The sequence below is a fragment of the Jeotgalibaca dankookensis genome (genome assembly GCF_002005405.1).
Taxonomy (GTDB): domain Bacteria; phylum Bacillota; class Bacilli; order Lactobacillales; family Aerococcaceae; genus Jeotgalibaca; species Jeotgalibaca dankookensis.
The window spans coordinates 1,149,727-1,169,774 of record NZ_CP019728.1; the positions used below are offsets into that span (position 1 = coordinate 1,149,727).

The 20,048-nt window shown below is 36.2% G+C and carries 21 protein-coding genes; 4 read left to right on the forward strand and 17 right to left on the reverse strand.

Annotated features, from left to right (window positions below):
• The 17 genes from BW727_RS05690 to BW727_RS05770 form a co-directional block, all read right to left on the reverse strand.
• Nucleotides 1-852 carry a metal ABC transporter permease gene (locus BW727_RS05690; protein WP_062468999.1) on the reverse strand — a complete coding sequence of 284 codons (852 nt, stop codon included), beginning with the start codon at nucleotides 850-852 and terminating at the stop codon, nucleotides 1-3.
• Entirely contained in the window at nucleotides 852-1,595 is a 744-nt protein-coding gene (locus BW727_RS05695; protein WP_062468997.1) for a metal ABC transporter ATP-binding protein, read from the reverse strand. The genes BW727_RS05690 and BW727_RS05695 overlap by 1 nt, the downstream gene beginning before the upstream one ends.
• A gap of 166 nt (nucleotides 1,596-1,761) precedes the next feature.
• Nucleotides 1,762-2,604 (reverse strand): DegV family protein, encoded by an 843-nt coding sequence (locus BW727_RS05700; RefSeq protein WP_217994416.1) that lies wholly within the window; start codon nucleotides 2,602-2,604, stop codon nucleotides 1,762-1,764.
• A gap of 53 nt (nucleotides 2,605-2,657) precedes the next feature.
• The gene (locus BW727_RS05705; RefSeq protein ID WP_062468994.1) at nucleotides 2,658-3,701 is read right to left on the reverse strand and encodes a HAMP domain-containing sensor histidine kinase; all 1,044 of its coding nucleotides are present in this window, start codon (nucleotides 3,699-3,701) and stop codon (nucleotides 2,658-2,660) included.
• Nucleotides 3,691-4,371, reverse strand: coding sequence for a response regulator transcription factor (locus BW727_RS05710; protein ID WP_062468992.1), 681 nt, complete (start codon nucleotides 4,369-4,371; stop codon nucleotides 3,691-3,693). The genes BW727_RS05705 and BW727_RS05710 overlap by 11 nt, the downstream gene beginning before the upstream one ends.
• Nucleotides 4,368-5,309, reverse strand: a complete 942-nt coding sequence (locus tag BW727_RS05715) for an alpha/beta hydrolase (protein WP_062468989.1) — start codon at nucleotides 5,307-5,309, stop codon at nucleotides 4,368-4,370. Before BW727_RS05715 ends, BW727_RS05710 begins: the two co-directional genes overlap by 4 nt.
• A gap of 121 nt (nucleotides 5,310-5,430) precedes the next feature.
• A complete protein-coding gene (locus BW727_RS05720; protein WP_062468986.1) occupies nucleotides 5,431-6,186 on the reverse strand; it encodes a MurR/RpiR family transcriptional regulator in 756 nt (251 codons plus the stop codon).
• A gap of 56 nt (nucleotides 6,187-6,242) precedes the next feature.
• Nucleotides 6,243-7,607: a class II fumarate hydratase gene (locus BW727_RS05725; protein WP_062468983.1), complete on the reverse strand. Its 1,365-nt coding sequence runs from the start codon at nucleotides 7,605-7,607 to the stop codon at nucleotides 6,243-6,245.
• Complete coding sequence (locus BW727_RS05730; RefSeq protein WP_062468980.1) at nucleotides 7,607-8,782, reverse strand: NAD(P)-dependent malic enzyme; 1,176 nt, start codon at nucleotides 8,780-8,782, stop codon at nucleotides 7,607-7,609. Before BW727_RS05730 ends, BW727_RS05725 begins: the two co-directional genes overlap by 1 nt.
• A gap of 86 nt (nucleotides 8,783-8,868) precedes the next feature.
• The gene (locus tag BW727_RS05735) at nucleotides 8,869-10,239 is read right to left on the reverse strand and encodes a class-II fumarase/aspartase family protein (RefSeq protein ID WP_062468977.1); all 1,371 of its coding nucleotides are present in this window, start codon (nucleotides 10,237-10,239) and stop codon (nucleotides 8,869-8,871) included.
• A 36-nt stretch (nucleotides 10,240-10,275) separates the two neighbouring features.
• The gene (locus BW727_RS05740; RefSeq protein WP_062468975.1) at nucleotides 10,276-11,832 is read right to left on the reverse strand and encodes a PTS transporter subunit EIIC; all 1,557 of its coding nucleotides are present in this window, start codon (nucleotides 11,830-11,832) and stop codon (nucleotides 10,276-10,278) included.
• 187 nt (nucleotides 11,833-12,019) lie between these two features.
• A complete protein-coding gene (locus BW727_RS05745) occupies nucleotides 12,020-12,952 on the reverse strand; it encodes a D-ribose ABC transporter substrate-binding protein (protein WP_062468972.1) in 933 nt (310 codons plus the stop codon).
• A 21-nt stretch (nucleotides 12,953-12,973) separates the two neighbouring features.
• Nucleotides 12,974-13,930 (reverse strand): ABC transporter permease, encoded by a 957-nt coding sequence (locus tag BW727_RS05750; protein WP_062468969.1) that lies wholly within the window; start codon nucleotides 13,928-13,930, stop codon nucleotides 12,974-12,976.
• 1 nt (nucleotide 13,931) lies between these two features.
• The gene (locus BW727_RS05755) at nucleotides 13,932-15,413 is read right to left on the reverse strand and encodes a sugar ABC transporter ATP-binding protein (RefSeq protein ID WP_062468966.1); all 1,482 of its coding nucleotides are present in this window, start codon (nucleotides 15,411-15,413) and stop codon (nucleotides 13,932-13,934) included.
• Nucleotides 15,414-15,425: 12 nt separating this feature from the next.
• Nucleotides 15,426-15,824 (reverse strand): D-ribose pyranase, encoded by a 399-nt coding sequence (gene rbsD, locus BW727_RS05760; RefSeq protein ID WP_062468962.1) that lies wholly within the window; start codon nucleotides 15,822-15,824, stop codon nucleotides 15,426-15,428.
• Nucleotides 15,799-16,704, reverse strand: coding sequence for a ribokinase (gene rbsK / locus BW727_RS05765; protein ID WP_062468958.1), 906 nt, complete (start codon nucleotides 16,702-16,704; stop codon nucleotides 15,799-15,801). Before rbsK ends, rbsD begins: the two co-directional genes overlap by 26 nt.
• Entirely contained in the window at nucleotides 16,701-17,681 is a 981-nt protein-coding gene (locus BW727_RS05770; protein WP_062468956.1) for a LacI family DNA-binding transcriptional regulator, read from the reverse strand. The genes rbsK and BW727_RS05770 overlap by 4 nt, the downstream gene beginning before the upstream one ends.
• A 170-nt stretch (nucleotides 17,682-17,851) precedes the next feature.
• On the opposite strand from BW727_RS05770, the gene sppA reads away from it, so the two are divergent.
• The 4 genes from sppA (at nucleotide 17,852) to BW727_RS05790 (ending at nucleotide 19,974) form a co-directional block, all read left to right on the forward strand.
• Nucleotides 17,852-18,862 carry a signal peptide peptidase SppA gene (gene sppA, locus BW727_RS05775; protein ID WP_062468953.1) on the forward strand — a complete coding sequence of 337 codons (1,011 nt, stop codon included), beginning with the start codon at nucleotides 17,852-17,854 and terminating at the stop codon, nucleotides 18,860-18,862.
• Nucleotides 18,863-18,866: 4 nt separating this feature from the next.
• Nucleotides 18,867-19,301 carry an RDD family protein gene (locus BW727_RS05780; protein ID WP_062468949.1) on the forward strand — a complete coding sequence of 145 codons (435 nt, stop codon included), beginning with the start codon at nucleotides 18,867-18,869 and terminating at the stop codon, nucleotides 19,299-19,301.
• Nucleotides 19,302-19,423: 122 nt separating this feature from the next.
• Complete coding sequence (locus BW727_RS05785; protein WP_062468947.1) at nucleotides 19,424-19,657, forward strand: heavy-metal-associated domain-containing protein; 234 nt, start codon at nucleotides 19,424-19,426, stop codon at nucleotides 19,655-19,657.
• A 23-nt stretch (nucleotides 19,658-19,680) separates the two neighbouring features.
• Entirely contained in the window at nucleotides 19,681-19,974 is a 294-nt protein-coding gene (locus BW727_RS05790) for a hypothetical protein (protein ID WP_062468944.1), read from the forward strand.
• Nucleotides 19,975-20,048: the final 74 nt, after the last annotated feature.

The window sequence follows — 20,048 nt, forward strand, 5'->3', positions numbered from 1 at the left end:
TTAAACAGTAACCTCTTTTTTCTTACTTAACATTGGCCATAATAAACCGCGTTTTGGTGAAAAGAGTAAAGCAATCAAGAAAATAGCGGTGGTTGCAAGCGCAATGACTGGACCAGATGGAAGGTCATGAACGTAGCTAAAATAAATACCCGCTACGGCTGCTATTGCTCCAAAAATGGACGCGAGTACAATCATGATTGACAATCGATCTGTCAGTAAATAGGCAGTTGAAGCCGGTGTAATCAGCATCGATACTACCAAGATAACACCAACGGTTTGAAGTGAAGCAACCGTTACAAGTGTCAAGAGAACCATGATACTATAATGTATAAAACGCGTATTCAATCCGTAAACAGATGCCATGGTTTCATCAAAACTTGAAATAAGCAGTTCCTTATAGAAAAGAATGACAGCTAACAAGACAACAGCCCCTACGCCCATCGTAATCCACATATCTGATGTTCTGACATGCAAGACGTTACCAAACAAGATTTGTGTCAGGTCTGTTGCACTTTGCGCTTTGGTGATTAAGATAATCCCAATAGCGAAGGCAGATGAGAAAACAATCCCAATAGCTGCATCTGTTTTTATACGGCTATTTTGACTAATAGCACCAATTCCAAAGGCAGTTAAAATTCCTACTACTACCGCACCATAGAAATAGTTAATCCCAAGTAAGTAAGAGATTGCTACCCCTGGTAAGACCGCATGAGAAATTGCATCTCCCATCAAAGACATTCCTCTTAAAACAATAAAACTTCCAATTACCCCACAAATAATACCGACCATTACGGATGTTACTAGGGCTTTCTGTAAGAATCCATAGGTCATTAAATCATTTATAAAATCCATTATCCTTTCACTCCCATCGTTTCAAGTACTGATAATGGTGTCTTAAATGCTGCTTCCATAATCTCAGGTGTAAAGACATCCTCAACCGGACCAGCTCCAAACAGTGCTTTATTTATCAAAATGATATCATCAAAATATCCTTCGACTTTACTTAAGTCATGGTGAATCACAAAAACTGTTTTCCCTTGATCTCTCAATTCTCTTAGAATATCCACAATAATTTCTTCACTCGAAACATCAATTCCAACAAAAGGTTCATCTAAGAAAAAGACGTCTGCATTTTGAGCCAAACTTCTCGCAACGAAGACACGTTGTTGTTGGCCACCTGATAGTTCACCTATTTGCTTCTCAGCAAAGTCTTCCATCCCAACTTTTTCAAGACACTTTAGTGCCCACTCCTTATCTTTTTGACTTGGTCGTTTAAATAAACCAAGTTTTGGGTAGGTACCTAAAAGAACAGTATCTTTTACTAGAATTGGAAAATCCCAGTCAATATTAGACCTTTGCGGGACGTAGGCGATATCCTTTCGCATTTCATCAACTGATTTTCCGTATATGCTAACGTCACCACTATCTTTTGATATGAGACCCAACATTGCTTTTATTAATGTCGACTTCCCTGCTCCGTTAGGACCAAGTATTCCAATTAGCTTTCCGGACTCAAGTGAGAAATTAATATCTTGCAAGACTTTATTTCCAGAATATGAAACATCTAGGTTTTTCACATCAATTGTTTTACTCACACTTTTACCTCCACATAATTATTTAAATAGTAACCTAAAATAGTTTAGGCGCACCTAAACTTATATCCCTACTATACCAAAAAAAATACAGATATGCTAGCTTGCTGTTTAATTAAAAAAATAGATAAAAAAAAGAAAAGCATAAAGATGCCTTTCCAAAAATTGTTTATTTTTCTCTTACAAAAGCAATAGCTAAACTCTCAGGTCCAACGTGTGTTCCAATCACGCCACCTATTGAGAATAGTTTGGAATGAGTTAACTGGTATTTTTCTTCTGTTTCTTTTCTAAATTGGTAACCCTCTTCTTTGTTGAGCGTATATCCAAAATAAACCGGGAAATCAGGATCTAATTTTTCTTTTTCTAATTCTTTTTGAAGGGATTTTTTCCCGGCTTTTCTACCGCGTTTTTTTGAAAGTTCCTTTAATGATTTGTCTTCAAGAATAATGATTGGTTTGATATTTAATTTTTCACCAATAAATGCCAAACTTTTTGGTATTCTTCCGCCCATTTTTAAATATTTTAAGGTATTAACTAAACCACAAACGACAACACGATCTTTCAAATCATTTACTTTTTCTGTGATTGTTTCTATTTTTTTTCCCGAATCACGTAATTGAACCGCGTATTCGACAAGCATACGTTGTGTTAAAATCGCTTGCTCTGTATCAATAATAGTAATTTTTACTTTATAAGGTGACATCTTTTTCGCTACCATAGCACTTTCATAGGTACCACTTAGCCCACTAGAAAGGGTTAAGACTAGAACATCGTCACCTTTTTCTTCGGCTTTTTTAAAATATTCTAAGTATTGTTCTGGTGAAGGCCGGCTTGTTAATGGCAAAGCAGTGGCAGTCATCAATTTTTGATAAAATAAATCAAAGTCTTCGGTCTTTTCTTGCTTTATTTCATCTTCATTAAAGCTTATTTTCAAAGGTACAATATCAATATTATTTTTTTTGGCTTCTTCTAGTGTTATATCTGCTGCACTGTCTGTAATAATTCGTATCATCTCTGCGTCCTCCTATTTTACTTGTAAGAGGAGGATAACAAAGGTATATGAACTCAAGATGAACTTTCGTGCGGGAGGGTAATCGTAAAGCTAGCGCCTCTTCCGCGACTACTCGCAACTTGAATCGTTCCATGGTGCAACTCTAATATGCGTTGTACTAATGGGAACCCGAGTCCGTTTCCACTTGTTTTCCGACTATTATCTTCTTGAAAAAACTTTTCAAATATTTTTTGATGGTGTTCCTCTTTAATTCCTACACCCGTATCGCTGATAACAATCACTACTTGGTTGGCAAAATTAGTTGCTTTAACGGTAATGTTACCTTTTAGATTGTTATATTTAATAGCATTTTCAAATATATTTAACCAAACTTGGTAGAGAAGTTCTTTATTGCCGGAATAAGTAATCTTTTCAATCTGGATATCTAAAGTCAATTCTTTTTCTTCCCATTTTGGTTGAAGAAACAATAAACTCTCCCGTATTTGTTCATCCAATCGAAATTTTTCTTTCTCATATCCCATCGTTTGGGTTTCAAGTTTCGTAAGTTGGAGAATATTATCTGTTAGAGTAATTAATTGTTGATTCCCTTCATAAATACGTTTGTAATAGCTCCTTCGTTCTTCGTCTGGGATGGATTCACTTTGAAGAAGTTGGATATAACCTTGTATGACCGATATAGGTGTTTTAAATTCGTGCGAAACATTTGATATAAAATCATTTCGCAATGTTTCAATGCCACCCAGTTCTCGAACCATTAAATTAAAATCTGAATACAATTCTTGCACTTCTTCGGCAGCCTTTTCTTCTTCAATTTGTACTGAAAAATCTCCTTGCGCCACAAGTCGCATACTTTTCCGCAAGGCCACAATGGGTTGTAGAAATTTTCTACCTACCAGAGATGAAATACCACTACTTATTAAAGCGAGAAATAAAGCAATAAAAATAATGAGATAAACGCTCCCTTTGTCCTTAGGAATAATATCAAAGTAAGTGGCTATTAGTAAAATTAAGGCCACCCCTAGGGCTGAAACAAGAATCAGACTAAAAACAACCAGTGAGAAATAGAGCCACACATTTGCTTTAATCTTATTTTTCATTTAACAAAACCGCCTTATATCCCAACCCTCTTACCGTTATAATTTCAAAATCATGGTTGTTCTGTAGCTTACTTCTTAACCTCTTGATATGCACATCAACCGTCCGCTCATCGGAATCTGATTGGTATCCCCAGATATCATCCATTAACTGTTGTCTCGTAAATATTTTATTGGGATAGGATAAAAGCTTATAAAGTAATTGGAATTCTTTTTGAGGCATTTCAATGGCTTCCCCATCTTCGTTCATAATTAGTGTTTCTTCATATAAGGTCGTATTGCCTACCGTTAGTTCATTCTCATGAGATATTTTTGCTCGTCGCAACAAAGCATTTATTCTCAAAATCATTTCATTCATATCAATTGGCTTAACCATATAATCGTCAATACCGATTCGAAAACCTTTTTTCTTGTCTTCAAACGTATCTTTTACTGTAATCATAAGTATGGGCGTTTGATCACCTGTTTCCCTCAATAATCGTGAAAATTGATACCCATCTAAGTCAGGCATCATCACATCGGTAATAATCAGATCAATCGTATATTTTTCCATTTTTTTCAAAGCTTGTTTGCCATTCTCAGCTGTTAAAACGTTAAAATTATGCTTCTGCAAAAACGATTGATAGACACGCAATAGATTTTTATCGTCTTCTATAACCAATAATTTATTCATTTGTTCTCCTTTAACAACCACTCAACGATATCCGCTGTTACTTCGTCTCTATTGATTTCATTTAACAATTCATGTCGAGCTCCTTCATAAAGTTTTGTTGAAAGGTCTTTTACGCCAACTTCTTCGTATCTCTTATACAATTTTTTAACACCTTTACCAAAATCTCCAACTGGGTCTTGGTCTCCCGATATAATCAAGATTGGCAATTGCTTGGGTATTTTTTTAAAATTATTTTCGTCTTCAATATACTGCAATGTATCTATAAAATAATAAAAGAAACTTGCTGGAAATACGCCCCCACAATAGGGATTTTCTATATATTTATCCAGCTCATCCTTGTCTCTTGTTAGCCATTCTGATCCCGTTCGTTTTGGTTCAAACTTTTTATTATAGGTACCAAAGATAAGCTTATCTAACAGTTTTGATTTGGCTTTTTTCCCTCGAACACTGGATTCTAGCTTTGCTAAACCTTTTCCTACTCCTAATAATGCTCCTTGTCGGCCATTCGACCCGCTTAGAATGAGACCTTCGATTTTATTAGGGTAATCCATGATAAACCTCTGCGCAGCAAAGGACCCCATGCTGTGGCTAAACATATAGACAGGAAGGTCAGGATAGGTTTCTTTAATCAGGTCTGAGAGTCGCGCAATATCTTCTACGAGTAACCGAAACCCATCTTCTGCGCCTAAATAGCCTAAATTTTTAATACTTTCCGCTGACTGACCATGTCCTCTATGATCATTAGCATAAACGATAAAGCCATTTGCGTTTAATTCCTTTGCAAAGCGGTGATACCTTCTTGCTGTTTCAGCCATACCATGAGAAATCTGCACAATCCCTTTCACTTTAATATCTTTTTTTGGTAACCACTTGTAAACAACAATCTCTGTTCCATCCCTGGATATAAATGTAAAAGTATTACTGTTCGTTTGATCCATTCTTTTCGCTCCAGTTTCCTTTTTTTATAATACTCATTAAGTTAAGATTAACACGAATGAAAGTCAAAAAATAGCACTGACAAATTGAATTGTCAGTGCTATTTTTTGACTTATTATTCTCTTAATTCTCTGGCAATCTTACTTTTGTTTTTATTGTTTCGATGATTAAGTCTACTAATAAGAAAAAACCTAATCTTGAGATTAAATCATTCTGTTTTGTATCAATTTCATCAGAATGACAAAATAAATTCAGGTCTGAGTAGGTAGATAAAACATTCGTTTGAAAAGAAGTTAAACTAATAATTCTAGCTTTTTTTAAGCTAACCTTTTTTGCAGTGTCAATAATCTTTTTAGTATTCCCAGACAAAGAGATTAATATGATTATATCTTCTTCTGTTACTAAATTAGTAAAGGTTTCAGACAAGTTATAATCTTTTATGAAAAAACAGTGAATACCCATAGAAAAAAATAGATGCTCCATATAATAACCTACTGGCTTACTTGCACCTCTAGCCATAATAAAAATATTTCTAGCGTTTAAAATCTCTTCCGCACAAATTTCTAAATCATCATCTGAGACAAGAGAAAATGTTTTTTCAATACTATTCTTTCTGGTTTCACGAACTGATTGGTAATCACTACCAGATTTTGAAACTTTTTCTCTTATTTTCTGGTTAATGTGGAACTTTATCTCTTTATAGCCACTAAAGCCCATTTTTTGAGAAAGATTAATAATTACAGTTTTAGATACAAATGATAACTCAGCAAGTTGATTAATGGTTAGATAAGGTATTTCTTCTAAATGGTTAACTATGTAGACTAAAACTTTCTTTTCACTCTCAGTTAGGTCATCATATATATCCATAAAATCTAGCATTCTTAACACCCTCTTATTAGTTATAAATTAGTATAACATAAGAAAAATGAAAGGGCTTAATTATGAATCATATTTTTAAAATCTAGCCATATTTCTAGCTCTTCTTGTGTAGCATATCCTAATAAAATTGCTGATTCTTTTAGACTTAGTTTTTCAGAATAAGCTTTCTGTGCTACTTTAGTTGCTTTATCGTAACCTATATAAGGAGCTAATGACGTTACTAACATTAGTGAATTATTTGCATATGTGAGCATTTTTTCTTCATTTACAATTAGTCCGTTTAAACATTTCTTCCTAAATGATTCCATTCCATCCGCCAACAAATTTGCTGATTGAATAAAATTATAAATAATAACAGGTTTATAAACATTTAGTTCGAAATTTCCCTGACTTGCTGAGAATTGAATTGTTGTATCATTTCCCATTACTTGAGCTACAATCATCGTCAACGCTTCTGCTTGAGTGGGATTTACTTTTCCAGGCATAATCGAGCTCCCAGGCTCGTTAGTAGGCAGTGTAAGTTCTCCAAGTCCATTACGCGGACCACTTGCTAACCAACGAATGTCATTCGCAATTTTCATTAAATCACCAGCTAGCGCTCGCAGAGACCCATGAACAAAGGATAGTGGTTGATGGCTCGTCAGAGCAAAAAACTTATTGGGTTCACTCACAAATGGTACTCCCAACGATTTCTTCAGCTCTTTCGCTACCTTCCTTCCAAACTGTTCAGGAGCAAGTAGGCCTGTGCCTACTGCGGTTCCTCCGATTGCTAATTTTAAAAGAGTTTTACTACTGGATTGAATCGCATTCCGACTGTTTTCAATCATCGCTTTCCACCCACCTACTTCTTGTCCAAACGTAATAGGGATAGCATCTTGTAAATGAGTACGACCTATTTTGATTACATGGGCATAGGTATTTTCCATCTCTTCCAGTATTTCTAACCATTTTTCTATCTCAGGGAGAAGTTTATTTTCTATTTGTCCAAAAGCAGCCATATGCATTGCTGTAGGAAAGACATCGTTCGAACTTTGTGATAGGTTAACATGATCATTAGGATGGATTGACTGACTGGAAGAAGCCAGGTGGGCAAGAACTTCATTCACGTTCATGTTGGTTTGAGTACCGCTACCCGTTTGCCATAAGGACAAAGGGAAGTGAGTCTTATTCCGATTCAAGTCATTTAGTAACAAAGTGCAAGCATCTTGAATCGCTGTAGACTTCTCAACCGATAACTTTCCTTCTCTTAAATTTACTAGCGCACAAGCTTTTTTTATATGTACCAACGCTTCTATCAAAGGCAGGGGCATTTTTTCAGTTCCGATACGAAAATTCTCTAAGCTTCGTTGTGTTTGTGCTCCCCAAAAGGCTTCCGAGGAAACTTTTATCTCACCCATTGAATCTTGCTCTATTCTACTCATTAGATTCCATCCACCCCGGTCTCTTTTGCGGCACGTGCCACATACTCAGCAACTTGCTCTGCTACCGCTTTATTCAAAGCATCGGGAATAATATATTCTTCTGATAATTCATTTTCTGAAATCATATCCGCAATGGCATATGCTGCAGCCATTTTCATTTCATGATTAATTGTGGATGCTCGTACTGAAAGAGCTCCCTTAAATACTCCCGGAAAAGCCAACACATTATTAATTTGGTTAGGAAAATCTGATCGACCTGTTCCCATCACTTTTACACCGGCTTTCTTTGCATCTTCGTACAACATTTCTGGAATAGGATTGGCCATAGCAAATACGATTGGATCAGTTGCCATAGATTTAATCATTTCCTTAGTAAGAATATTTCCTACCGACACCCCTATCATCACATCCGCTCCTTTCAAAGCTTCTTTTAACTCCCCTTGTATATTCCGTGGATTTGTTTTTTCTGCTATCATTTTTTTATGTTTTTCTAAGGGAGTCAATCTGCTTTCGGCCAAGATGCCGTTTTCATCACAGACTATGATATCTTCTACGCCCATTTCCATTAATAAATAGATAATAGCTGTACCAGCTGCACCAGGACCGTTTAAAACAACTTTTAACTCTTCTATCTTTTTCCCGATTAATCGTAAACTATTGAGAATTCCTGCTGCTACAACGATAGCAGTTCCGTGTTGATCATCATGAAAGACAGGAATGGGTAATAATTCATTCAACTGTTTCTCAATTTCAAAACATCGTGGCGAAGAGATATCCTCTAGGTTAATTCCTCCAAAAGTTGGCGCAATATTTTTTACTAGTTTAATGATTTCTTCTGAATTTTTTGTATCTAGACATATCGGAAAAGCGTCTACTCCACCAAATTCTTTAAATAGAATAGCTTTTCCTTCCATAACCGGTAAGGCTGCTTCGGGGCCAATATCTCCTAGGCCTAAAACAGCGGTCCCATCTGTAATAACTGCTACTAAATTTCCTTTAGAGGTATATTGATAAACATCCAAAGGATTCTCAGCAATTCTTCGGCAAGGTTCCGCCACTCCTGGTGTATACGCTAATCCTAAGTCTTCCCGCGTATTTATTTTTACTTTGCTTTCAACTGAAATTTTCCCTTTATTTGCTTCATGTAAAAGTAAACTAGCTTTATTATAATCCATGATTTCCCCTTCCTTAACAACTTTTTTCGTGAGTAATAAAGAGACCTCTTATCTATTTTGGATAGAGGCCTCTTTTGAACAATTACTTATTGATACTTTTCAGAAATTTCTCTAGCAATTTCATTACCACGCTTTGCCTCTTTTTCTGCGATTTCGACAGATAAACCAATATAGTTACTTGGATCAATCATATCTCGTACTTCTTCTTCCGTGAATTCTTCAGAAATCAAGTCATTAGCTATAAGATTCGTATAAAAATCTTCTCCTTCATTTGCAGTTTTCATTGCAATTTCATACATCAAGGAGTGGGACTTATCTTTTCCTAACTTATTCGCCAATTCCATCATCACATTTTCAGTATTATCAAGACCTTTATTCCTCCACACATTATGCAACATGCGTTCTCTATGTGGCACCATAGTTCGAGTCAATTCTTCCGTTCTCAGTAATACCTCCGTGGTCAGTTCCAAAGCTTCTTCCAATATTCCATCAAACAACATATAACTACTACTATCTCCTTCATAAGGTCGTACTGATGAATACATGCCCACTCCAGGTAAAGAGTAAAGTTTTTGTGAATTTGCTATAATTCCTTTCGCAAGCTTTGGATTGATTTTATGAGGCATGGTGCTACTCCCAACTGTCCCCTCACTAAAACCTTCCGAAACTTCTGCAATTTCTTCTAGGGTTGTACTATATACTTCTTCCCCTATCTTATGGCAAATATTGACCATCAAAGCTAGATTCATCATATATTCAATTTTATGAGTACTAATGTTTCGGGAAGGAACTTCCATAGGGTACATACCCGTTAATTCAGCTACACGTTTTTGAACTGTCGGACCTACTTCAGGCATTGAACTGAAAGTACCAACCGCTCCCCCCATCATAATCTTGAAGACTCGTTTTTCTACTTCTTGCATTCTTTGGTAGCACTCAATAAACTCGCTAATCCAAACGGAAACCTTATACCCATATGTAATCGGAATAGCATGGCGACCATGAGTTCGACCAGCCATCACTGCATCTTTATGCTCTTCAGCTAAAGTACTCAAGTTTCTTAAAATTTCTCCAATCAATTGCATATATTTATGATGGACCTGTTTTACCATATATAATTGCGAACTTTGTTGGATATTTTGTGTAGTAATTCCATAATGAATATATTTTCCACTTTCTTCGGGGCAAGCTTGAACTAGCACTTTTAAGAAGGGGACAAACCCATGCCCTATCTTCCGATAGATGCGATCCATCTCTTCAAAATCAATATTTTCAATTTTAGCAGCTTCTTTTATGTGTTTTGCTGCTTCTTCTGGGATAAAGCCTTCTTCTGCTTGTGCTTGTGCCAAAGCAACTTCAAACATCAACCATGTTTTATATTTTTCTTCGTCAGATAATAAATGTTTAATTCCTCGATTGTTTATCGTTTTACTTTTCGAATCGTATAATGCCCTCATTTTTTAATTCCTCCTAAAACCGCCTTAGATTTTTGTTTAAATCATTGCTTGGTCTACCGCATTCCGAACAAATTCTACTTGTGGTCCATAGACAATATGAATGTGTTTCTCAGACGGGAAGAAAAATCCTGTTGATCCAGACTTTTCTAGTAATCCTTTGTCAACAACACTAACATCCTTCAAATCAATTCTTAAACGTGTAATACAGTTTTCAACATTTGCTATATTATCTCTTCCTCCAAGTGCTTCTACAACAATGGTAGCAATTTCATCGTATCTTTTTTCTCGAATTAAAGTGTTATCTAAGTTTTGAGATTCTTCCCGTCCTGGTGTCTTGATATCAAACTTTAAGATTGCCCATTTAAATATGAAGTAAGTTAATGTACCTAACGCTGTTCCAATTAACACTAAGAACAACCAATTAGTTCGCTCATATAATAATCCAAAAATAGCAAAGTCAAAAATCGTTCCACGGATGTAACCAATACCAACGTTAGCTAAGGAAAGCAATACAGCTCCAATCCCTACTATTCCGGCGTAAGCTACGAACAATAATGGTGCAATAAAAACAAAAGTAAATTCCAATGGTTCTGTGACATTTCCAAGCATGGCAGTTAGTACCATGGTAATCAGCATTGAACGTACTTCTACTTTATTTTCTTCACGAGTTGTTCTATACATCGCTAAAGCGATTCCTGGAAATAGAAACAGAGTGACTAGCATTTGCTGTTGAGCCATGAAACGAGTTAATTCTGGCATCAAGGACCAATATTCTGTATTTGGTCCTTGATTGAATAATACTTCGTTCATTGCTGGTACAACACCAACGAAAGTTTGTCCATCGATAATATAAGTTCCTCCAGCTTCAGTAAATCTAAATAAAGCATTCCATACATGGTGTAATCCAAATGGGATAAATAGACGTTCTCCTGCAGCGGTAAAAAAAGGTCCCATGGTGCTTAGGAATACAACAGATAGCTTCATTAGTGCACCTACGAATATTTCCCATATGAAGGGTAATAAAATACCAATAACAATCATGACTCCAATAGTGATAATGGGAACTGACTTTTTACCGGAGAAAAAAGCAAAAGCTGTAGGGAGTTCCAAATTATAAAATTTGTCAGTTGCCCAAGCTGCAATTAGACCAGTAATAATACCACCTGCAGCACTAATATTCATTGTTTGAATACCTAGTACATTAATTTGTCCAACTTGAGTCATAATCTCTGGATCTGCCATTTTTCCAGTTAACGTCAACCATACATTCATCGTAATTATTAAAGTCAAGTACCCTGTAACAGCAGCAAAAACAGAAATTCCTTTATCTTTCTTACTCATTCCATATGCGACTCCCATAGCGAATAGTAAAGGAATATTATCGAAAATCACACTAGCTATAGTTCTAATACTAATTAATATTGCATTAATATTCTCATTCCCTAAAAAAGAAAATCTTTCAATCATATAAGGCTGTACGAACGCCCCACTAATCCCTAAAATCATTCCCACCGGCGCTAGAACGCCAATAGGGAGTAGTAGAGTTCGTCCAAATTTTTGAATTGATTCTCCATATCTTTTATTTTTAGCCATGTATTACACTCCTTTATAATTAAGTTATTAAAATTCTACCATTATAGTAATTTTATAAAAAGCGTTTTCAATAAACTCATAGTGACTTAAGTCACCTATTATGACTGAGGTCATTATATTTTTATTGCTTTAAAAAAATAGCACTGACAAATTGAATTGTCAGTGCTATAGCGTCATTTAATCTCTTTTATTTTTTTACCAGTTCTAGTGGTGAAGCAATATAATCTTCAATTGTTTCGCCAGCAAAGTAGTCATAAGCAGCTTGCATAGCAAGTCTACCCATTTCTCCTGGTTGTTGTGCTACAGTTGCGCTCAATTTTCCTTCTTCAACTGCTTTGATTCCGTCTTCTGTTCCGTCAAATCCAACGACTTGAATCGAGTCGGTTAGTCCTGCCGATTGAATCGCTTCAATCGCTCCTAATGCCATTTCGTCATTTTGTGCAAAGACTGCTTTGATTTCGGGATTAGCTTGTAACATGTTTTCCATAACGGTTAAACCTTCAGCACGATCAAAATTTGCAGTTTGGCTATCGACAACGTCAAGTGAATCTTCCGCAATGTTCATAAAGCCTTTTCCGCGTTCGCGGGTTGCAGATGCCCCTGGTACACCTTCTAATTGAACAGTTACAACGTCCTTTCCGGAAATTTCCATGATGTATTCTGCGGCCATTTCGCCACCTTCAGTGTTATCGGAAGCAACTAATGTCACAACTTCTCCGCCATCACTTGAACGGTCAATGGTAATAACAGGAATTCCTGCTGCATTGGCAGATTCAACGGCAGGCGTAATTGCAGAAGAGTCAACTGGATTAATTAAAAGGATATCTACTCCCTGTTGAATTAAATCATCCACATCGTTAGTTTGCTTCGCGGTATCGTTTTGAGCATCGACACTCTTAACTTCTGTACCATTTTCACTTGCTAAGTCGGAAATACCTTCGTCTAATGACACGAAAAACGGATTATTTAAAGTTGAGATTGAAACACCAACTACTAATTCAGATGCTTCTCTTTCTTCTACTGGTCCAGATTCAGCTGTATTTTCACCTTCTAAGGTTGCTGCGCCACATCCTGCTAGAAATAACGTTGCTGCTGCTGCTAAACTAAAAATCTTTTTCATATTAATCATTCCTCCATTTTTTTATTTTTTATTTTTTCTATCTAGTAAAACTGCAATAATAATAACAATCCCTTTGACAACTTGTTGGTAAAAACTAGAGATACCTAAGAGGTTCATCCCATTATTCAGCGTTCCAATAATTAAAGCACCAATCAAGGTTCCAACAATTCTACCACGTCCGCCCGATAAACTTGTTCCACCCAACACAACAGAAGCAATCGCATCCATTTCATAAGAACCTCCTGCTGTTGGTTGCGCCGAGTTTAATCGAGATGTGATGATAATTCCTGATAAGGAAGCCATTAAACCAGATATGGCATAAATCCCAATTTTAATGCGATCATTTTTAATACCTGCGATAAAAGACGCTTTTTCGTTCCCACCAATTGCAAATGTCTTTCTACCGAATGTTGTTTTGTGTAAAACAATAAACAATATTAAGAAACTGATTAACATCAAAATAACTGGAAAAGGAATACCAAACAAGTAACCACGACCCACGTACTTAAAGATAAAGCTATCACCAATACCGGTAATCGGGTTACCATCAGTATACACTAAGGTAAGACCGCGGTAAATCGTCATTGTTGCTAGTGTAGCAATAAAGGGAGCCATTTTCCCTTTCGTAATTAGTAACCCGTTTATGCCTCCTAGTACCGTTCCTAAAATCAGACTCATCAGCATAGCTAGTAAGGGGTCTAGCCCGCCAGCAATTGCGCCTGCCATAAGCGCACTACTTAAAGCTAAAGTAGAACCAACAGATAAATCAATCCCTCCGGTAATAATAACAAAGGTCATCCCAAAGGCAATCAGCGCATTGGTGGAAACTTGTCGCAATAGATTTAGTAAGTTTGTCGGTGCGATAAAGCCGGGATTCATAACGGTTACTAATACGATTAAGACAATTAATGCTAATAGTGGTCCTAATTTACCGAGAGATATCTTTGAGTGGCCTTTACTCTCTTTTATATCATTCATCTTAATAGCCTCCTGTTGCTAATTTCATTATTTTTTCTTCAGTTGCTTCACTCTTAGACAACTCTCCTGCAATATTTCCTTCATGAACGACGATGACACGATCACTAACCCCTAATATTTCAGGTAAGTCACTGGAGACCATAATAATTGCCACGCCTCGGTCTGCTAACTCGTTCATCAATTGGTAGATTTCACGCTTGGCTCCTACATCGACACCTCGAGTGGGTTCATCTAATATAAGGACTTTCGATCCAATCCCAATCCATTTGGCCAGGACAACTTTTTGTTGGTTCCCACCAGATAAACTAGATGCGGCATCGAATTCACTTTCAGCTTTAACCTTTAAACGTTTCATCAGCATAGTAGCAAATTCTGATTCTGCTTTTGTATCAATAATTCCCTTTTTAATAAACCCATCAATAGAAGGGAGACTAATGTTGTCGCGTAGCGAGTAATCAAGAATTAATCCTTCTTCTTTTCGATTTTCAGTTAGAAAACCAATTCCTTCCTTAATAGCACTACTCGGATTATTAATCGTTATCTTTTTACCTTCTAAAAATATTTCACCTTTATCTAACGGATCAACTCCGAAGATACTTCGCATAATTTCAGTACGGCCTGCTCCCATTAATCCTGAGAAACCGACAATTTCTCCTGATTTCACTTGAAAAGAAATATTTTGAAACCGGTCTTTTTGCGTTAAATCTCTAACTTCAAAAACAACATCTTTTATTTCTGAATGTTTCTCTGGATAATAATCTTCTAAATCACGCCCCACCATCTTCCGAACAACTTCGTCATTATTGGTAGCCGCGGTAAGGGAGGTGTCAATTGAAACTCCGTCTCGCATGACCGTTATCCGATCACTGATTTTAAAAATTTCTTCCATTCGGTGAGAAATATAAATAATAGATACATTTTTATCCGTTAAAGTTCGGATAATTTTAAATAAAATATCAATCTCCCTTTCCGTTAAAGCAGCAGTTGGCTCATCCATAATAATTACTTGAGCATTTGTCATCAGTGATTTTGCAATTTCAATCATTTGTTGTTGACCAACGGAAAGATTTTTTACATCTTCGTCTAAATCGAGTGTGACACCCAATTCGTTGAATGTTTTTTCTGCCAATGCGCGCATTTTCTTTGTTTGAACGATACCAAGTTTATTTTTAAATTCTTTTCCTATAAACAAATTTTCTAAAACAGTCATTTCTGGCCAGGTATTCATTTCTTGATGAATAAAACTAATACCGTAGTCTTCTGCTTCCTTGGGATTTTCGAAACGCTTTTCTTCTCCATCAATTCGTATTTCTCCCGCATCTGATTTATGCAAGCCCGTCAATATATTCATCAGTGTCGATTTACCAGCCCCATTTTCACCCATTAAGGCATGGACTTCGCCTACTTGAATATCAAAATCGACGCCTCTTAAAACAGAGTTACTCCCAAAACTTTTCTTAATCCCTGTCATCTTTACTTCCATTGGATCCACCTCCTAAAATAAAACCCCTGATTGTAAAATAATATTTGAATATGGCGTTGCTTCTCCTGTACGAATAACTGCTTTAACATTTTTTAATTCGCGTTTAAATGCTTCATGACTGATAAAGACAAGGCGTTCTTCTTCTATAAGTGCCGATTCTACTGCTTTTAATTGTGAAGGATTATGCGTTTTGATTTCTTCAGCTAAGATTGCTTCTTCTACCTTCATATCTTCTAATACTACTTTCAATATCTTTATGAAAGAAGGATCTGAAAGCGAGATTGCTAAATCAATTTTTTTTACACCCTCCGGGATTGGTAAACCAGCGTCTCCAATAGCAATTTTATCAGTATGCCCTAAATCGGTTAGAACTTTAGCAATGTCACTATTTAATATTCCATGTTTTTTCAAAGTGTTTACTCTCCTTCATCTCTTCTAGCGAAGGCATTCCGCCTTGCGCACCAAACTTTTGAATGGACAAGGAAGCTGCCAAGTTTCCAAAGCGGATACTCTCAGCCATATCTAAACCAGATGAAATGGCTACTGCAAATGCACCATTAAAAGTATCGCCAGCCCCAGTTGTATCAGTTGGTACTACTTTATAAGCTGGAATTTGTTGTTCACTTGTCCCATCATGATAATAAACACCTTTAGAACCCATTGTTAGAATCAATTTATTAGGATATTTAGCTAGCCCTTCTGAGATGGACAGGTTTTCAAATAGTTGATGAAATTCATTTTCATTTGGCGTAAAGTAAGTGGTTTTTTCAAAAATACTTTGATCTACTTTACGTGCTGGTGCTGGGTTATAAATAACTTTGACACCATTCTCATAGCACAAATTAATAACAGCTGTTACAGTCTCTTGAGGTAATTCGTTTTGTACGACTACGATATCTGCATCTTGAATGACTTCTGTTAACGCTGTAATACGAGCGGGATTGATTTCATTGTTAGCACCTGGAATGAACACAATGTTGTTATCACCATCTACTATTGTAATATGAGCAGATCCAGACGGTTTATGTGTAACCCGTTCCACAAAATCGGTATGAATGTGATTTTTTTCTAAGTTACCCACTAACTCATTACCAAAAATATCCACTCCTACTGTTCCTATCATGTATACATTAGCCCCTAAGCGTGCGCTTGCAACGGCTTGATTAGCTCCTTTACCTCCAAAGGTCGTTTTAAAATCTAACCCTGTTACTGTTTCGCCTATTTCTGGTCGCTTACTTGCTGTTACAACAAAATCGGTTGAGATACTTCCTACTACAACTATTTTTTTCATAACGAACCCTTCTCTCTTAATGATTCTCTTAACTTTAATGTTACTGGTAATTGAATATGTTTTTTCTTAATTGGTTTTTTTTCTAGAATATCACATAATAACTCTGCACCTTGATAACCAATCTCATAAGCAGGTTGAGAGATGGTTGTTAAACCCGGATACATCATACGGCTAAAAGACATATCGTCGTAGCCGATAATTTGAAAGTCCTCTGGAATTTTTAACCCTCTTTTACTCGCTTCTTTCATTACTGCCAAGGCATAAACGTCGTTTGAAGCAATAACTGTGTCGGCGTCTTGATGCTGTTTAAAAAAATCTTGTGCCGTCTCTTCGGCTAAATCTGATTGGAAGCTAGGTGTTTGAAAGCGTTCATAAGATAGCTTATACTCTTTTAAAACCTGTTCACTACCCGCCAACCGAACCAGTGAACTCGCTACATTTTGAGGTCCTACCATAATGACAATTTTTTTTGGACGGCGGTGGATAACCGCTTGGGCAGCTAAGGTTCCACCTAAAAAATCATCAGAATGAACGGCATACTTTTGATTGTTTGTGACACGGTCTAATAGCACAAAAGGCATGTCTTTCATTTTAGCGGTATTCCCTTGTACAGCTGAGACTACACCTGCTACATTATTTTGTGCAAATATTTTGAGGTAGTCATTTTCCTTTTCTGGATTTTCTTCGACATTTCCTAATAATAAACTATACCCACGTTTATTAACACTGTCTTCCACACCTTTGGCAATCGCTGGAAAAAAGGGATTGGTTATGTCAGGTAACAATAATCCAATTAACTTAGATTTTTTTTGATATAAGGATCTGGCAACTTCGTTGGGATGGAAATTTAACGTTTTAGCGGCTTCCTCAACTTTTTTTTGAGTTGATTCACGTACATAACCACTGTGGTTTAACGCTCTTGAAACAGTAGCAACTGAAACTTGTGCTAACTTAGCTACATCACGAATGGTTGTCATACAAGCAACTCCTTTCTAATTGTGGAACCGGTTACAGTTAATAATTTATCATGTTTAATTTTTTTTTGCAAGTACTTTTTAAAATTTATTTTCGCATCTCTTATATTTTTTTGGTAAACTCACTATCAGAAGCAGTTCTGCCTCTAAATTTTATGAATGGAGAGAAAAAAATGACAAAAAAACGTTGGGTAGCAATTGGACTTTCAATTGTTGTCTTTGTAATATCACTCGTTATCCCGGCAATAGGCAATAGTTTAAAAGCAGAAGATCCAGAAGAAAATAAAGGCAACATGGTCCGAGATTTTTATAATGATGCCCGAAGTGTCACTGTTATAGAAAATGGTGACCCCACTAGTCGTATTGCTGTGCTTGATATAGAAGGAACGATTGTTGATCAAGAAGTTTCCCCTTTAGCCACAGTTGGCTATAACCACCAAAAATTACTTGGAGATTTAGAGGCAATGAAAACAGACGATACCATTAAAGCAATTATTCTGCGTATCAATTCTCCTGGTGGTGGTGTTTATGAAAGTGCTGAATTGACAGATAAAATTGAAGAAGTTAAAGAAGCGCGTGATATTCCCGTTTATACAGTTATGGAAAATATGGCTGCGAGCGGCGGCTATTACATTGCCGCTCATTCCGAAAAAATTTTCGCCCAAACTGAAACAATTACCGGTTCAATCGGTGTGATTATGCAAGGGTTTAACGTTAGTGAGCTCCTTGATAAGTTAGGTATTGAAGATATGACAATTAAAAGTGGTGATTTAAAGGATTTAGGTTCTATCACACGTGAAAGTACTTCTGAAGAGTTATCTGTTTTACAAGAACTCGTTGATAATATGTACGAACGTTTTGTTGACACCGTAGAATCTGGACGTGATTTGAGTCGCGAAGAGATTTATGCACTAGCAGACGGCCGCATTTACGATGGCGAGCAAGCTCTGGAAAATGGTCTGGTTGATGAACTTGGATACTTTGATGATGCGCTTTTGGATTTACGAAATACTCATTCTCTAGAAAATGCCCAAGTTATTTCTTTCCAAAGAAATGATCTCGATTGGTTTAATAATTTTTTTGTTAATTTCAAAGGGCTCATGCCAAAACAAAATTTAGCATTACCAGATATTAGTACCCATGAAGAAGCACCTCAGTTTATGTACGTATATAGGGGGTTATAAGCGAATGATTGATTCATTTGAAGAATATTCTGATTACATCTACACCGGTTTTTTAATTCGCTTCTTTGCTTTCTTGATTGATTTGATGGTAATTGGCTCCATTCAGAGGCTAACCTTATTTCTTCTAGATGCCAGCCTTCTAAAGACGCTACTGGCTTTGTTTATTTATTTGCTATATTTTGTTTTAATGACTAAATTAAATGATGGACAAACGCTAGGAAAGATGGTCTTTGGTATTAAAGTAGTGGCCCTACACGAGAAAAACTTATCTTGGAAAACCGTTCTAGTTCGTGAAGGCTTTGGCCGGTACCTACAAAAAACCATTTTTATTCTCTATACCATCGCAATTTTTACCCCTCATAAACAACATTTTGTTGATTTATTAACGGATACTTCAGTTGTTACCATTAACTTTTTACGATTACTTGAAAGAAACTAAAAATACTGCACCGCTAGTCCTAACTAGTTGTGCAGTATTTTTTTAAACTTGATCTGCATCAATTTTTATTCTTTTATCCCGGGGTATACTGTAATTAGAAAAAGAAAAGAGGAGAATGATTTATGAAAAAAGCAGTTATTACTTTAGAAACTTTGGCATGTCCAAGTTGTTTACAAAAAATAGAGAATGCAACCAAAAACTTAGCTGGTGTAGAAGAAAATAGTGTGAAAGTTTTATTTAATTCCAGCAAAGCGAAACTTGATTTTGACGCTGAAAAAATTAGTATCGAAGAAATTGAGAAAGCCATTCAAGATTTAGGCTACCCGGTTATTAAATCAAAAGTAAAAGATGCTTAAAGATAAAAGAAAGAGGTTTTAATATGACAACCTATAACGAGCTCGCAGATAAACAATTCGAAAAATTAGATTTATTCTCAAAGGCAATTACCCGTGCCCACGGAAAAAATCATCCAGAAGCATTCCAAGTACGTGAACTATTTGAAACAATCGCTCAAAAAACAGAACAAGCAAAGCCCGAAAAGCCAAATTTAGATGTGGAATTTGATGAACTACGTGACGTAACCGATCATTATTCTATTCCCAACGATGTATGTGAAACTTACGCTGCTGTTTACGAAATGTTCTCTCAGCTTGATGAAGCCTACACTAAATAAAGAACGGCCCTTGGAAAGAATGTACTATTTCTTTCCAAGGGCTATTTTATAGGGTAAATAAGGGAACTTGATGA

What these genes read in the sequence shown, in the direction of transcription:
- BW727_RS05720 (WP_062468986.1), bottom strand. Translation starts at nt 6,186, where the DNA reads ATGCTAGATTTTATGGATATATATGATGACCTAACTGAGAGTGAAAAG.
- BW727_RS05755 (WP_062468966.1), bottom strand. Translation starts at nt 15,413, where the DNA reads ATGGAAGTAAAGATGACAGGGATTAAGAAAAGTTTTGGGAGTAACTCT.
- BW727_RS05770 (WP_062468956.1), bottom strand. Translation starts at nt 17,681, where the DNA reads ATGACAACCATTCGTGATGTAGCTAAGTTAGCACAAGTTTCAGTTGCT.
- BW727_RS05705 (WP_062468994.1), bottom strand. Translation starts at nt 3,701, where the DNA reads ATGAAAAATAAGATTAAAGCAAATGTGTGGCTCTATTTCTCACTGGTT.
- sppA (WP_062468953.1), top strand. Translation starts at nt 17,852, where the DNA reads ATGACAAAAAAACGTTGGGTAGCAATTGGACTTTCAATTGTTGTCTTT.
- BW727_RS05700 (WP_217994416.1), bottom strand. Translation starts at nt 2,604, where the DNA reads ATGATACGAATTATTACAGACAGTGCAGCAGATATAACACTAGAAGAA.
- BW727_RS05735 (WP_062468977.1), bottom strand. Translation starts at nt 10,239, where the DNA reads ATGAGGGCATTATACGATTCGAAAAGTAAAACGATAAACAATCGAGGA.
- BW727_RS05780 (WP_062468949.1), top strand. Translation starts at nt 18,867, where the DNA reads ATGATTGATTCATTTGAAGAATATTCTGATTACATCTACACCGGTTTT.
- BW727_RS05710 (WP_062468992.1), bottom strand. Translation starts at nt 4,371, where the DNA reads ATGAATAAATTATTGGTTATAGAAGACGATAAAAATCTATTGCGTGTC.
- BW727_RS05690 (WP_062468999.1), bottom strand. Translation starts at nt 852, where the DNA reads ATGGATTTTATAAATGATTTAATGACCTATGGATTCTTACAGAAAGCC.
- BW727_RS05785 (WP_062468947.1), top strand. Translation starts at nt 19,424, where the DNA reads ATGAAAAAAGCAGTTATTACTTTAGAAACTTTGGCATGTCCAAGTTGT.
- BW727_RS05730 (WP_062468980.1), bottom strand. Translation starts at nt 8,782, where the DNA reads ATGGATTATAATAAAGCTAGTTTACTTTTACATGAAGCAAATAAAGGG.
- BW727_RS05740 (WP_062468975.1), bottom strand. Translation starts at nt 11,832, where the DNA reads ATGGCTAAAAATAAAAGATATGGAGAATCAATTCAAAAATTTGGACGA.
- BW727_RS05715 (WP_062468989.1), bottom strand. Translation starts at nt 5,309, where the DNA reads ATGGATCAAACGAACAGTAATACTTTTACATTTATATCCAGGGATGGA.
- rbsK (WP_062468958.1), bottom strand. Translation starts at nt 16,704, where the DNA reads ATGAAAAAAATAGTTGTAGTAGGAAGTATCTCAACCGATTTTGTTGTA.
- BW727_RS05750 (WP_062468969.1), bottom strand. Translation starts at nt 13,930, where the DNA reads ATGAATGATATAAAAGAGAGTAAAGGCCACTCAAAGATATCTCTCGGT.
- BW727_RS05745 (WP_062468972.1), bottom strand. Translation starts at nt 12,952, where the DNA reads ATGAAAAAGATTTTTAGTTTAGCAGCAGCAGCAACGTTATTTCTAGCA.
- BW727_RS05790 (WP_062468944.1), top strand. Translation starts at nt 19,681, where the DNA reads ATGACAACCTATAACGAGCTCGCAGATAAACAATTCGAAAAATTAGAT.
- BW727_RS05725 (WP_062468983.1), bottom strand. Translation starts at nt 7,607, where the DNA reads ATGAGTAGAATAGAGCAAGATTCAATGGGTGAGATAAAAGTTTCCTCG.